Genomic DNA, 14,342 nt, shown 5'->3' with positions numbered 1-14,342 from the left:
GACTTTTCCAAAGTCGAAAAGCTAAGAATTGCTAAAGCTCACGAAAGAGCCCATTGAAATCCATTCATGGGGCTTTTTCAAAATTTAGCTAACAAGTAGTTTTGTCAACAATTTCAAGGGGCCCTTAGGCCCCTTCTTCTCTTGGTATCTTATTTTGGATGTTTTCAATCAACTCACTTATATAAAGTTTTGCCTCTGATAAACTCATTGCAGTTAAATCAAATGTTGAAGATAAGTTTTTACTAAGTCCCATTTGAAGGTCTGAAATTATTAGAAGCGAATTTTCTTTTGTTGTTCCCATACGTTTTCTAAAATCAGAGTATTTTGAAATATACCTTTGATAATCACCTGTTTTACATTCTATCCATATAGGAACATCTTTAACTATAAACAGCATATCAACTTCAAAGTTATCGCCATTTGGTAGCTCCAATTGGCAGTTTTGGACAAAGGAAAAGTCATTAATTCCCTTTGAATGAAGCTCACTAATTACAATGTTTGAAATGTAATTTTCAAGCCATCCACCTGTAAAGAAATTTATTACCCTACCTATTCTTTGTGGGGCTCCTGTTATAATTCTACTTGATTTTTTATAGGAATAATTTGATAAAAATGCGTTTTTATAAAGAAGGCTACAAAACTGAGTACAGTATGTTATAACCTCCTGGGGTTTGTTTTGCATATTAAAAAAGAAACTATTTCCATTTGATAAAGAAGGTTTTATAACAGCATATAATTCCCTAAGATATTCATATCTATTTCCAAGATAATTAGAGAGCTTCATAAAAATATCATCATCAACATCAGTTTTGTAATTTTTTATCATCATTTTTCGCGACATAATATAATTAATAGCAGCATTTTGACTATTTAACTCAATGTTATTATTTTGAGTTTCTTGAACACTTACTTGGTTTGATTTTTCAATTTTTATTAGATTTTTCTTTAAATTATTCCCCCCATCAATTTTTAAATTTAAAAGTCTAATTTCTTCCCTAAGAAGTTTAACTTCTTCTATTAGTTGATGAAGAAGCATTTCATTCAAAACAACACCCCCCAACATTTGTTATTAAATATATATTCTATGTTTATTTTCCAATTCCTTCTTTTAGGTAAAAAAAATACCCACATTAAGTGGGTAGGGGGAGTGGTGTATTGGGGGTTTCAAATTTCGTCAAATATCTACATATCTTTACTTTAATTTTACATCCAAAGGTTAATTTTGTCAACTAATTTTTGCTAATATTTTTTTGGTTTAACTATGTATAAACAGAATCTTAATCTTTCAATATTGATAATACTTTTTTTAAATGATATAATGAAATTTGTATTTAAATTAGTAAAAGAAGGTGAATAAAGTGGGGATTTTAGAAAAAATTTTTGGTACATATAGTGATAGAGAAATTAAAAGGATAATGCCTTTGGTTGAAAAAATAGAGTCACTTGATGAACAAATGTCAAAACTATCAGACGATGAACTTCGTGGAAAAACGTTTGAGTTCAAACAAAGATTAGAAAAGGGAGAAACATTAGATGATTTGTTGCCAGAAGCTTTTGCAGTAGTTAGAGAGGCTGCGTGGAGAACATTGGGAATGAAGCACTTTAGGGTGCAATTAATTGGTGGTATTGTGCTTCATCAGGGAAGAATAGCAGAAATGAAGACAGGTGAAGGTAAAACACTTGTTGCTACCCTACCTGCTTATTTAAATGCTCTAACAGGTAGAGGAGTTCACATTGTAACAGTTAATGACTATTTAGCAAAACGTGATGCTGAATGGATGGGTAAAATCTACAATTTTTTAGGTTTAACTGTTGGGGTTATTACACACGAATTAGATTCAGTTCAAAGAAGAGAAGCTTATAACAGCGATATAACATATGGAACAAATAATGAGTTCGGATTTGATTATCTAAGAGATAATATGGTTATCTATAAAGAAGAAATGGTTCAGAGAGAACTTAATTATGCGATAATAGACGAAGTTGACTCAATACTTATAGATGAAGCAAGAACACCTCTTATAATCTCAGGTGAAGGAGAAAAGTCAACATACCTATATCAAATTGCAGACACCTTTGTTAGAACATTATCTAAAGAGGATTATGAAGTTGATGAGAAACAACATGCAGTTATTTTAACAGAAACGGGTGTTAAAAAGGCAGAGAATTTCTTTAAAATAGAAAACTATGCTGATGCAGAAAATATGGAGATTCAGCATCACGTTATTCAAGCACTTAAGGCTCATAAATTAATGAAGAAGGATATTGACTATGTTGTTAAGGATGGAGAAATAATAATAGTAGACGAATTTACAGGAAGACTAATGTACGGTAGACGCTACTCTGATGGTCTACACCAAGCAATTGAAGCAAAGGAAGGAGTAAAGGTTCAAAGTGAATCAAAGACTCTTGCCACAATAACCTTCCAAAATTACTTTAGACTTTATAACAAAATTTCTGGTATGACAGGTACTGCACAAACAGAAGAGAGTGAATTTAGAGAAATCTATGGCCTTGATGTTATAGTAATTCCTACAAATAAACCAGTTGCAAGAGTTGATAAACCAGATGTTGTTTACAAAACAGAAGAGGCAAAATTTAATGCAATAGTAAATGAAATTGTAGAGACATATAAAAAAGGACAGCCAGTTCTTGTTGGTACAATAAGTATTGAAAAGTCAGAACATCTTTCAAGTATGTTAAAAAAGAGGGGAATACCTCACCAAGTTCTTAATGCGAAATACCACGAAAAGGAAGCTGAAATAGTTGCAAATGCAGGACAAAGGGGGATGGTTACAATTGCAACTAATATGGCAGGTCGTGGTACAGATATAAAGCTTGGAGAAGGTGTTGCAGAACTTGGAGGACTTAAGATAATAGGTACAGAAAGACACGAATCAAGAAGAATTGACAACCAATTAAGAGGACGTTCAGGACGTCAAGGTGACCCAGGAGAATCAAGATTTTATATATCCCTTGAAGATGATTTGATGCGTCTATTTGGTTCGGAAAAAATAAGTAATATAGTTGAAAGGTTGGGAATGCCTGATGATGAACCAATAGAGAGCAAGATGGTTACAAATGCAATAGAACAGGCACAAAAGAAGGTTGAAGGAAATAACTTTGAAATAAGAAAATCCCTTTTACAATACGACAATGTAATGAATAAACAAAGAGAAATAATATACAATCAAAGAAGACAGGTTCTTGAGGGAGAAAACCTTCGCGATACGATATTCAAGATGATAGAGGACGTTATAGATGCAGCAATAAATTCACACATATCAGATGATAGACATAAAGAAGAATGGGATTTAAGGGGACTAATTAACTATTTTGTAGATGTATTTAACATTTCAGACAAGTTAAGTGTTGAAGAATTTGATAAATTAAGTAAGGAAGAAATAAGAGAAAAATTATTAGGCATAGCAACTAATGTGTATGAAAATAAAGAAAAAGATTTTGAAGATGACAAGATAAGAGAGATTGAAAGAATAGTACTTCTAAGAACAGTTGATGTAAAGTGGATGGATCATATAGATGCTATGGACCATCTAAAGCAGGGTATAGGACTTAGAGCATACAGACAAAGAGATCCAATATATGAGTACCAAATTGAGGGTATGAATATGTTTGATGAAATGATTTACAGCATAAAGGAAGATACTCTGAGATTCCTATGCAGATTAAAGCCAGAAAAAGAAGTAAAGAGAGAAAGAGTTGCAAAGGAAACATCAACAAACTATGATGAATCAGTTAAGAAAACTCCTATAAAGAAACAAAAAGAGGTAGGTAGAAATGAGCCATGTCCTTGTGGAAGTGGCAAGAAATACAAACACTGTTGTGGAAAAAATAAATAATAGGGAAGGTGATTTTGGTGCACGTAATGTTTGAAGAACACTATGCAGCAATTAACCCGATGAGGGAAGCACTTAAGGAAATGGGGGCTTCTCTTTGACATCGCTAATTTAAAGAAGGAGATTGAAAACTTAGAAAACAAAATGAATGATCCAAGCTTTTGGGACGATCCTCAAAATGCACAAGTGGTAACACAAAAATTAAAATCCTTGAAGGATAAGGTAGAAAGATACGAAGACCTTGTAAGAAGGGTTGATGATTTTGAGGTTTTAATTGAGCTGTCCGATGAAGTTGAGGATTTAGATGCACTAAATGAAATAGTGCAGGAGAGAAGGGAAATAGAAAAGAAAATAGAAGATTTCAAAATAGAAATACTTCTATCAGGTGAATATGACAAAAACAATGCGATACTTACTATTCACGCGGGTGCTGGTGGAACAGAAGCCTGCGATTGGACTTCAATGCTCTTAAGGCTCTACACAAGATGGGCAGAAAAGAAGGGTTATAAGGTTGACGTTGTAGATATGCTTCCTGGTGACGAAGCAGGAGTTAAGAGTGTAACACTTGAAATAAAGGGTGAATATGCTTATGGATACCTAAAGGCAGAAAAAGGAGTTCACAGACTTGTTAGAATTTCACCATTTGATGCAGCAGGCAAAAGACATACATCCTTTGCTTCTGTTGAAGTTCTTCCAGAAATTACACCTGAACAGGACATTGATATAAGAGCAGAAGACTTAAAGATAGATACCTACCGTTCAGGTGGTGCTGGTGGACAATACGTAAACAAGACAGAGTCAGCAATTAGAATTACACATATACCAACAGGTATTGTAGTTCAATGCCAGACAGAGCGTTCACAGCACGCAAATCGTGATAGAGCAATGAAGATGTTAAAGTCAAAACTGATTGAACTTAAGGAAAGAGAACATAAGGAAAAGATAGAAGACCTAACAGGAGACCTAAAGGATATAGGATGGGGAAGCCAAATAAGATCCTATGTATTCCAGCCTTATACTCTTGTTAAAGACCACAGAACAGGCGTTGAAATAGGTAATGTTCAAGCTGTAATGGATGGAGAAATAGATGAGTTTATAAATGCATTCTTAAAGGGACAAACAGCAAGTGGAAATACAGATATAGAGTAAAGACCACAGTCCGTATGGGCTGTGGAAGGATGTTGAGTTATATATTGATTAGCCCCATGAAGGATTTCTTAGGCATTCGTTCATTTTGCTAAGCAATTCTAAGCTTTTCTTTGTTTGAAAAAGTCCTACCCTCGCGATGCCATCGTCCTGATGGCCGCTTCGGCTCGGCACGGCCTGTGCCGAGTTACGGACTTTTTCAAAGTCGAAAACCTAAGAATTGCTAAAGCTCATGAAAGGGCCTATTGAAATCTTTTCATGGGGCTTTTTCGGATTTTAGTTAACAAACAGGTTTGCTAAAAATCTGACAGCTCGTGTGGGCTGCACTTTTTTACAATAACTTATAAGTGTACTTTAATAAGTAGTTAGAGCTTATAGGAATAAACCCATTCTTTTCAAAAAATGGAGTAGAAGAATCTAAGCAGTCAATTAAAATAGGTAAAACTCCCTTTGTTCTAAAGGAGTTTACAATGTCCATAAGAAGCATAGAACCAAAGCCTTTGTTTTGATAATCTTTGTCTATTGCAATTTTAATTATATAACCAAAACCAAGGGTAGAGTTAAGTTTGTATATGCTATAACCTATGCAGTTATTATTAAAAATACACAGAGTAATTTTAATATATGGATCTTTTGCCATTTCAATAATATGGTGGGGTTTTAGTTTGAATATATCATCAAAAAAGCTGTTATCAATATCAATCAAAGCCTTTGAATATATATTTGAATATGGCACAAAGTAGCAATTCGATATATTGTTTTTTATATCATAATTTTTTTTAATCATTGTATTCAATTTGAAAAGTGGATTAAAGTTTAAAGATTTAAACAGCTCTAATTTTTCTTCTGGAATGTTTGCTATATACAGGTCTTCATTAAAAAGGTCTAAAAAAAGTTTTAGCATTTCAGCAAGTTCAGCATAATCCTTTATTGAATATCTAATTATAAGATTGTCATAGTATCTAACGGGATAAGAATAGTGTATGGGATTGATATCAGATACAACCATATATCCATCATTATATATATTGTAGAGCTCTTCTTCTGAAATATAGCTTGGTTTGTGTTTTATTATTCTTTTTAAATCTAATATAGTAGCTAAATGAGCCATAATATCACTCTCTTTTACTTGCTATAAAACATATTGATTCTAAAATTATTAATGCAACTATATATCCTAATATGACAGAAGTAAAGGAAAATTGATTAACCACTGGGTTATAAACAAGTTTAGTTCTACTTTCAAGGTATATATTTACTGCATTAAAAACATTCTCAAATCTATCTACATCAATGTTATCAATTGTGTCCTTTGGTGTGTGGATTTTGCTTGTATCATCGTGTATAAAAGTTACTGCATTTATGTTTTCATAGCAGAAGGGAGCGTGGTCGCTGTTATCCTGATAAATATTTTTGCATTTTATTTTTTCCTTAAGTAGTTCAGCAATACTTTTTGAAAAAACACTTCTGTTCCCTGATGTTAATATACTTAAAGGTACATCCTCTTTAGAACCTACCATATCAAAATTAATAACCTCAGCATCCTTTAAGTTGAGTCCACTATTTTTCACAAAGTAGGAAGAACCAATAAGTCCCTCCTCCTCAGCATTAAAGGCAGCAAAAATAATATCTCTGTCGTAGGAGGTGTTTTTTAATGCCCTTGAAATTTCAATAAGCATTGCAATGCCAGAGGCATTGTCAAGGGCACCAGAGTAGATTACACCATCTGCGTCAAACCCAACGTGGTCAAGATGTGCAGAAAAGATTATAGGGGGGAGGTTTTTATCCTTGCCTTCCTTAATTCCTATAATATTGCTTACCTTAACCTTCTTATAATTTAAAGGACTTTGTATTTCAATAAAATATCCTTGTCTTTTAAACTCCTCAAGTTCCTTCAAGACGTTTGTCTGAACCGAAATCTTAATAAGTCCCTCTTTATATTCCACCTGTTCCTTATAGGGGCTTCTAAACCTTATCATTCTGTCAAAGGAATAAATTACAGCCTTTACCCCCTCCTTCATAAGTCTTTTGTCATATTCGTAGTTTCCTAAACTCTCGCCTGTTATCCTTGATTCAAATTTAATTGTCTTGTCATCAAGTTTTGCATATATCCTTCCGCCCTGTGATTGCCCAGAAATAATTTCTTTAAAATCCTCTCCGTATTTATATTCCTTTATTAATTTTTTTGTGTTGTCAAAAACTCTAAGGGTACAGTCTCCCTCAATCAAAGGAACAAAAACCTCAAAGCTTTGACGGAAGTCCTTATAAAGAGGTTTTAATCCATTCTTTTTAAATTGTGAAATTATATAGTCTTCTGCAATTTTATTTCCCTTATCACCTGCAAGTCTTCCTCTGTATTTATCAGATGATAGTTCCTTTGTTATCTCATATACGTTATGTTTATTAAAGTTTATCGGAGTAAAGGATGTAAACAAAAGGCAGATTAAAATTAGAACTACTGTATAGATTCTCTTCATACAATCACCTCGTATAATTATATGAAAATACTATAGAAATTAGCATAAAATAGTAACTGAAATTTTAGCTTAAGCGTATTATAAAATAGAGTAATTTTAAGGGGAATTTTATGTTTCCTATAAATGACAGTATGTGGATTGTCTATACAAAGGATGGAGTTCCTATAACAGCCGTTCCTAATAATGTAAATCCCTGTTCAACGGACATTGTAGGAGACCTTTCAAATCCAGCAGCCTACTACTATATTGATCCAGAAACTGAAACAAATAGAGAAGTTTCCTTTAGAATGAGGTTAAATGAAACACCGCTTAAAAGTCAGTCAGGTGAATTTAAAGAATTTGCTTGGGGAGTATTTATCAATTTTGGAGTAAATTTAAAATATACCTTCACAATTGACGTTAGCGGTGGAAATTATAGATTGATAATAAAAAATCCATTTGGGGTAATAAGCTATAGCGTGTTAGTTGAAGATGTATTTGGAACGGATATTAGGGTAATTAAAGCAAATACAATGTTTCCCTGTGCCAAAACACCAGATGACGACTACTTTTTAGATTTTAAAGCACCAATTTCAGCCTTTGAAGGATTTAATTTTGACACAACAGTATTTAGCCTTTGCTATTTCACATCTTCTGAAAACCAAATTTTGATTAAAGATATAATCTGTGGAGATGAAATAAATAAGTCTGTTGAACCTGAGGTAGTGATCACAAAGGAAGTTACAAATGGCCCACTTTATCCTGAGTGTATAGAGCCAGAACAGGAAACTATCTGGACATATACACTTACAGTTACAAATAACTCAGGAGTAACTGCAGAAGGATTGATAGTTAAGGACGTTATAAATGCAGAATTAGGACTTGAGGATACCGATGTATCTTTAACACCAAGTGGTATAACTTCTGCAGATTTTGATGAGGAGACATCTACAGTAACTTGGAATATAGGAGACCTTGACGCAGGAAATTTTCAAACATTAGTGGTTACTATAACAGGCTCATTTAAATACCCTGGATTTAAGATTATAAACTTTGCAACTTTAACTGGGGATAATATAAAACCTGTAGGTCCTGTAAGCGATATAGGAGTATGTGTTAATGAAGAACAGGGAGAGATAGAGATAACAAAGACGTTAATAGATGGGCCTACAGAGATCAATGCGTGCAAAAAAGACAGCTGGACAGTAGAGATAAAAGTAACAAATGTTTCGTATGTTAAGGTATATGGAGTAAAAGTTGTAGATGTTCTGAATGAAAATTTTATATTTACAGGTGAAGTACCAATTTATACATCTTCAATAGGAACAGTATTTTATGATTTGCCAACCAGTACTCTTGTTTGGGAGGTTGGAGATTTAGAACCAGACCAAGAGGAAACTTTAACAATACAATTTGATGGATACTTTATAATGACTGGAGTTCAATATTTAAATGAGGCACGTGCATCAGCCATAAATGCTGATATAACTGATATCGTTCGTGATGAAGGTGTTAATGTTTTGGCATCCTATGAGAATATGCTAATAAATATATCCGGTAAAATAATGGATTGTAAGACAAAGGAGCTTCTACAGGGAGTAACTGTAAAGGTATATAAACAATGTCGTTTAATTAAAACAGAAATATTTGATGAAGAATATAGTTTATATTTACCTGTAGGGGGTTACACAATAATATTTGAAAAGGATGGTTACTATAGAAAATTTATAGCTCCAATAATTTATACGGATGAATATATAAAATATGATGTAAAACTTCTAAAGAGAAAATCAGTAACAGATAGCTTAGAGGATAATTTAGACTTATATGTTGATAGAATCGTAGAAAGAATAGATGGAAACATTTTATTAAACCAGATTGTATGCCTTAACGAGAAATATGATTTAGAATGTGGCAGTGATGTAATAGATAGTTTTGAATATAAGGTTTATGATAATAAGATAATATTAAAGTTTATTATAGAGAAAAATATAATTTATAAATATGAAGGAAAGGATTTAATGATTAATCTTCTTGAACATTCCATTTGCTATCCGTTAGTAGAGGATATTTGTGATAAGCAGTTTAAGTATAAATACAATATTAAAGCATTTAAGTTCTGTAGAGACTTAAGTAAACTTTACAACTTTTGTGATGTAGAATTTAAGGGATTCTTTGTAGAGCCTATGGATATACTAATAAAGGGTGAAGCAGAGAAGCACTGCTAAGAGTTATCCACTATTTTGATGGCTTATCCACAGGTTTTGTGGATAAGCCTGTGGAATATTATGTTAAAAAAATGTGGAAGAATGTTGAATAAAAAAATATTGTGTATAAGATGTGGACAAGCTTGTGGATATTGTTGAAAACTTTTTAGAATATTTGAAAAATCATTATTTTTGTAAATATATAATATACTATAATATGATTAAGAAATAGGTGGGGTACTATGGGAGATAACATAGATAAACAGATAGATGAATTTATAAAAAGGTTGTCTGAAAGGTTTGAAACAGTTGAAGATGACTGTGAATTTGATGACTGCTTTAATGAGTATGTAAAGGAGAGCATAGAGAGCGGAATTAAGGATAAAAGGGTTTCGTACAACCCCTGTAATGCTTGTAGAAAAAAACAAGTAATAATAGATGCCTACAATAGAATATGCAACAGAGAATATATTCCACCTTATGTTGATGAGGATTGCAGAAATTATAAGCTGGCACTTGTGGCTGAAAAGGTTGAAGAAGAAATTTTGGTAAATGTTTTTGAATACTTGATATTTAGAGTAAGCATTAGGGAAATAATAGATAGGATAGATGATGTTGAATGGAGATGTAAGGCGGAAGATATACTAATATCTACAGGATATGATAAATTTATTGAGATGAACTTTGGTAAATTTAACAAAAGACAGATTATAAGGATGCTTTACAATGTAAACTATGTTCCCTTTGATGCAGATAGAAAAAGAACTCTAACAGAAAAAGAATGTATTACGATGATAAAATATTATATTGTAGTTGCACTTAGGGATAAGGTAAATGAAAGTCTACTTAAGATTCTAAGGCTTATAGAACTTGAGCTTGAATATAAAATAGCAGTTATAGAGGATGAAATAAGATATATAATAAAATGTATACTTCAGGAGATTTTAATTACTCCAATTCAATCAAATAACTATAATATAAATTCCTTTAATGTTGTAGGGGCATTAACTGAACTTTTTAAGGTGTTTGATGGTGTTGTAATAAATGGTACCGTTGCGGCAAATGGTAAACACGATCAAAGATCTGATTTTAAACATTTTAGAAATACAATAGAAAAGTATGAAAGGGCAATAAGAGTTTCCTTTGATTTGTTAACTAAAAAGATAAAGCAGTATGGTGAACTAATAGAGCAAAGAAGATATATTGTTGGATTTACCGGCATTTGCGAGAGGCCAAATGTATTTCCTAAAAATGGTGATAATAAGGATGTAATTGTTCCACCTAAGCCAATAATTATTTTAAATCCTGAACAAAAATAGGTTGTCTTTTTTTGATATATAATGTAAATTAATATTGTAATATATATTTTAAAGAGGTGTAAATATATGGGAGATGGGCCTTATAGTAGTAACTTAAAATAGACCACAAGGGTGCATACTGTTCTGCACCCTTGTGAGGGTGTAGAAAGGAGTGCACGGAATGATAAAGATTTACAAGACTATTCAGGACAACACAACGGTAGAGGTTGAAACTATTGAAAAGGGCTGTTGGATTAATATAATAAATCCAACAGATACGGAACTTGAATATGTTTCAAGTAAGACAGGTATTTTGGTTGATTTCTTAAAATCAGCCCTTGATGAAGAGGAAAGTTCACGTTTAGAAATTGAAGAGGATCAATACCTATTTATATTCGACATTCCATTTATTGATGTCGAAAATAAAAAACTAAACTATTATACAATTCCACTTGGTATTGTTTTAAATAACGATTTTATAGTAACGATATGCCTTGAAGAAAATAAAATACTTGAAGATTTTACAAAGGGTAAGATTAAAAGCTTTTATACCTACAAAAAATCAAGATTTATACTTCAAATATTATTTAGAATATCAACCTACTACTTAAATTATCTAAAGCAGATAGATAAAACAAGTTCAGTTATAGAAGCAAGGCTTCATAGATCAATGAAAAATAAAGAACTTATACAGCTTCTTGAACTTGAAAAGAGTCTTGTTTATTTTTCAACATCACTAAAGGCAAATGAGATAACCCTTGAAAAGATGTTAAAGCTTGATATGATAAACAAATACCCAGAGGACCAAGATGTTCTTGAGGATGTTATAATTGAAAACAAACAGGCAATAGAGATGGCAAACATATATAGCAACATATTAAGTGGAACAATGGATGCCTTTGCATCTATTATTTCTAACAACTTAAACATAGTTATGAAGTTCTTAGCATCAATTACTATTGTAATATCTATTCCATCGGTTTTTGCAGGACTTTGGGGTATGAACGTACCAGTTCCATTTGCAGAAAATCCCTTTGGATTTTATATAGTTCTTTTAATTACGGCACTTGCAACAGGAGTTGCAACATACTTCCTTGCAAAGAAGGATATGTTTTAAGGATTTATATTGAAGTTAGGCTGTGTCCTAACTTTTTGTATTTACAGCCCCTTTTTGTTTAATTTTTGTATAAAATATAGATAATTAAGTAAAAGTTTAGTATAATAAAGTTAAAAATGTTGAAAAAGAGGGTTATTATGACGAAAAGAGAAGTTTGGCTGGGGCATATAATAATTTCATTTATGGTTATTTTGGCATTTTTAATAAGTAAACTTTACTGGACTAATATTTACTTTAATATATATTGTTGCAGCTCTATTTTGCTATAGAGTATATAAAAAAATCAAAAATTCCTACTTTTTAAACCTAATGCTTTTTTTAATCTTTTCACTTATAGGGGATTTAATAGATGTTTATTATACTTCAAATATATATCATATTTTTTATTTTATAGCCTATGTAAATGTATTTTTAGCACTTGATAAACTATATAAGCATTTTATGCTCTTTAAGTTCAATAAATCAGTATTAATAGATACATTAATATTTTGTTATGTTTTCATATATACTATATTGTTGTTTTTTTCAAATAACATATTAAATGAATTATACTTTGATATTGTTTATGTGATATTTGATGTTATATTGCTCTTCTATATAGTTATGAATGTGTTGAAGATGACATCAGAACTAAAAATAAGAAGACACGTTATGTATATTATTGCTTCGTTAATATTTTATTTTGTTGCGGATTTAATCTATTTTGTTGTAGGCTCTGAAATAAATAATATTTATACAGGATTTGCAGATATTTTATATTGCTATACAGCATTAAGTATTATATTTGGTGTATATCACCTACTTAAAAAAGGGATGAAGGATACCATAACATCGTACATAAAATCATCTCTTAAAAGTAGAAATTTAGAAGTCTATTTTGTATGGTTGTATAGTATTTTGTTATTAATCTTTGTTATTTCCTATATAAAGTTGCATAATAATTTTAATTTAAATTTAGATTATACAGGCGTGTATGTTCTAATTTTTTCTTTAATGGTATTTAGGATGTTCTCTAATATTAAAATAATAACGCAAAATGTAAAATGGTTTGAATATGAGAATATATACGATAAACTTACACAGTTCTATAAAAGAGAAAAGCTACCTGAAATTCTAAACAAAATAAAAATGTTTAGAAATAGAGTATATCCTATATCCTTAATGCTTATTGATATTGACGAGATGCAGGCATATAACTCAAAATATGGAGTAGAAGAAGGAGATAACAGAATAAGGACTCTATCTGCATTGGTTGATAGATTTTTAGGTGAAGATTCTATTTGTGTAAGATATGGTGGAGATGAATTTTTAGTCATATTCATAAAAAAAGAAGAGAAGGAAGTAAAGGATAGAATATCTAAACTAACCAGATATGTAGCAGAACAAAATAAAGTTCTAAAAGAAAAAATAGCCTTCACCTTCTATAACCTAACATTAAATGAACAAACGGATATAGAAAAGGCGTTGTATAATGTAGAAATAAAGCTATCTCAAAAAAGGATTGCTAAAAAGCAAATGGTAAATGAACTTATTGAGGAGAAAAATAGAAAAAAGTTAGAAGAACAGCAGGTTGAGGTATTAAAAAGTTTTCTAAAGATTGTTCAGCTAAAGGACAGTTACACCGAGGGCCACTCAAATAGGGTTGCAGAGTATGCAATACTTATAGCAAGGGAGATGAATCTTCCTGAAAATCAGGTAAAAACAATATATACAGCAGGCCTTTTACACGATATTGGTAAGGTTTTGGTGCCAACCGAAATATTAAATAAAAATGGGCCTTTAACCCAGGAAGAATGGAGTATAATGTCCAAACATCCTATATATGGTTATGAAATAGTATCCTCCCTAAACATACTACAGGATGTAGCTCCTTTAATTAGATACCACCACGAAAGATACGATGAGGCAAAGGAAGGTTTTTCGGGTTATCCTAAGGAGAAGTTTGGAGAGGAGATACCGCTTGGTGCCAGAATACTTGCGGTTGCAGACAGCTTTGATGCTATGATTACTGATAGGCCCTATAGAAAAGGAATGTCAATGGATAAGGCTGTTGGAATAATAAAGCAGGAGGCAGGCAAACAGTTTGATCCAAAGGTAGTTGAGGTGTTTATAAATATAATTGAAGTTGCAATGAGTTTTTAGAAAAAGGTACTTGTTGAAGTTTTTGAAAAAGTTGATAATTAATATATCATTTTTTGAAATTGTTGAGGAACATACTTGTTATCTGAAATTTGGAAAAGCCCCATGAAAGGATGTTTTGG

The 14,342-nt window shown here is 31.7% G+C and carries 9 protein-coding genes; 6 read left to right on the top strand and 3 right to left on the bottom strand.

Features of this window, described 5'->3' with window-relative positions; all coding sequences use genetic code 11:
• Nucleotides 1–124: 124 nt before the first annotated feature.
• Nucleotides 125–1,045: a hypothetical protein gene (locus JG776_RS08170; protein WP_291966462.1), complete on the bottom strand. Its 921-nt coding sequence runs from the start codon at nt 1,043–1,045 to the stop codon at nt 125–127.
• A 313-nt stretch (nt 1,046–1,358) separates the two neighbouring features.
• Here JG776_RS08170 and secA point away from each other — a divergent pair, with 313 nt between their 5' ends.
• Both secA and prfB read left to right on the top strand, forming a co-directional pair.
• Nucleotides 1,359–3,860: a preprotein translocase subunit SecA gene (gene secA, locus JG776_RS08165; RefSeq protein ID WP_291966460.1), complete on the top strand. Its 2,502-nt coding sequence runs from the start codon at nt 1,359–1,361 to the stop codon at nt 3,858–3,860.
• Nucleotides 3,861–3,886: 26 nt separating this feature from the next.
• A protein-coding gene (gene prfB / locus JG776_RS08160; protein WP_291966464.1) for a peptide chain release factor 2 occupies nt 3,887–5,006 on the top strand; the annotation gives its coding sequence in 2 pieces (ribosomal slippage) (nt 3,887–3,955 and nt 3,957–5,006; 1,119 coding nt in all).
• Between the two features lie 328 nt (nt 5,007–5,334).
• On the opposite strand, the gene JG776_RS08155 is transcribed toward prfB, so the two are convergent.
• Together JG776_RS08155 and JG776_RS08150 are read right to left on the bottom strand one after the other, a co-directional pair.
• Nucleotides 5,335–6,114 (bottom strand): GNAT family N-acetyltransferase, encoded by a 780-nt coding sequence (locus JG776_RS08155; RefSeq protein ID WP_291966458.1) that lies wholly within the window; start codon nt 6,112–6,114, stop codon nt 5,335–5,337.
• 4 nt (nt 6,115–6,118) lie between these two features.
• The gene (locus tag JG776_RS08150) at nt 6,119–7,480 is read right to left on the bottom strand and encodes a M28 family metallopeptidase (protein WP_291966456.1); all 1,362 of its coding nucleotides are present in this window, start codon (nt 7,478–7,480) and stop codon (nt 6,119–6,121) included.
• Between the two features lie 110 nt (nt 7,481–7,590).
• On the opposite strand from JG776_RS08150, the gene JG776_RS08145 reads away from it, so the two are divergent.
• The 4 genes from JG776_RS08145 to JG776_RS08130 all read left to right on the top strand — a co-directional run bounded on the left by JG776_RS08145 (nt 7,591) and on the right by JG776_RS08130 (nt 14,223).
• Entirely contained in the window at nt 7,591–9,687 is a 2,097-nt protein-coding gene (locus JG776_RS08145; protein WP_291966454.1) for a DUF11 domain-containing protein, read from the top strand.
• Nucleotides 9,688–9,908: 221 nt separating this feature from the next.
• Nucleotides 9,909–10,985 carry a hypothetical protein gene (locus JG776_RS08140; RefSeq protein WP_291966453.1) on the top strand — a complete coding sequence of 359 codons (1,077 nt, stop codon included), beginning with the start codon at nt 9,909–9,911 and terminating at the stop codon, nt 10,983–10,985.
• Nucleotides 10,986–11,145: 160 nt separating this feature from the next.
• Nucleotides 11,146–12,081, top strand: coding sequence for a magnesium transporter CorA family protein (locus JG776_RS08135; RefSeq protein WP_291966451.1), 936 nt, complete (start codon nt 11,146–11,148; stop codon nt 12,079–12,081).
• A gap of 618 nt (nt 12,082–12,699) precedes the next feature.
• Entirely contained in the window at nt 12,700–14,223 is a 1,524-nt protein-coding gene (locus JG776_RS08130) for an HD domain-containing phosphohydrolase (RefSeq protein ID WP_291966449.1), read from the top strand.
• Nucleotides 14,224–14,342: the final 119 nt, after the last annotated feature.

It is taken from the genome of Caloramator sp. (genome assembly GCF_020054765.1).
Classification (GTDB): domain Bacteria; phylum Bacillota; class Clostridia; order Clostridiales; family Caloramatoraceae; genus Thermobrachium; species Thermobrachium proteoclasticum.
This window is presented reverse-complemented; position numbering and strand designations above follow the sequence as displayed.

What these genes read in the sequence shown, in the direction of transcription:
- JG776_RS08140 (WP_291966453.1), top strand. Translation starts at nt 9,909, where the DNA reads ATGGGAGATAACATAGATAAACAGATAGATGAATTTATAAAAAGGTTG.
- JG776_RS08130 (WP_291966449.1), top strand. Translation starts at nt 12,700, where the DNA reads ATGACATCAGAACTAAAAATAAGAAGACACGTTATGTATATTATTGCT.
- JG776_RS08155 (WP_291966458.1), bottom strand. Translation starts at nt 6,114, where the DNA reads ATGGCTCATTTAGCTACTATATTAGATTTAAAAAGAATAATAAAACAC.
- JG776_RS08145 (WP_291966454.1), top strand. Translation starts at nt 7,591, where the DNA reads ATGTTTCCTATAAATGACAGTATGTGGATTGTCTATACAAAGGATGGA.
- JG776_RS08150 (WP_291966456.1), bottom strand. Translation starts at nt 7,480, where the DNA reads ATGAAGAGAATCTATACAGTAGTTCTAATTTTAATCTGCCTTTTGTTT.
- JG776_RS08135 (WP_291966451.1), top strand. Translation starts at nt 11,146, where the DNA reads ATGATAAAGATTTACAAGACTATTCAGGACAACACAACGGTAGAGGTT.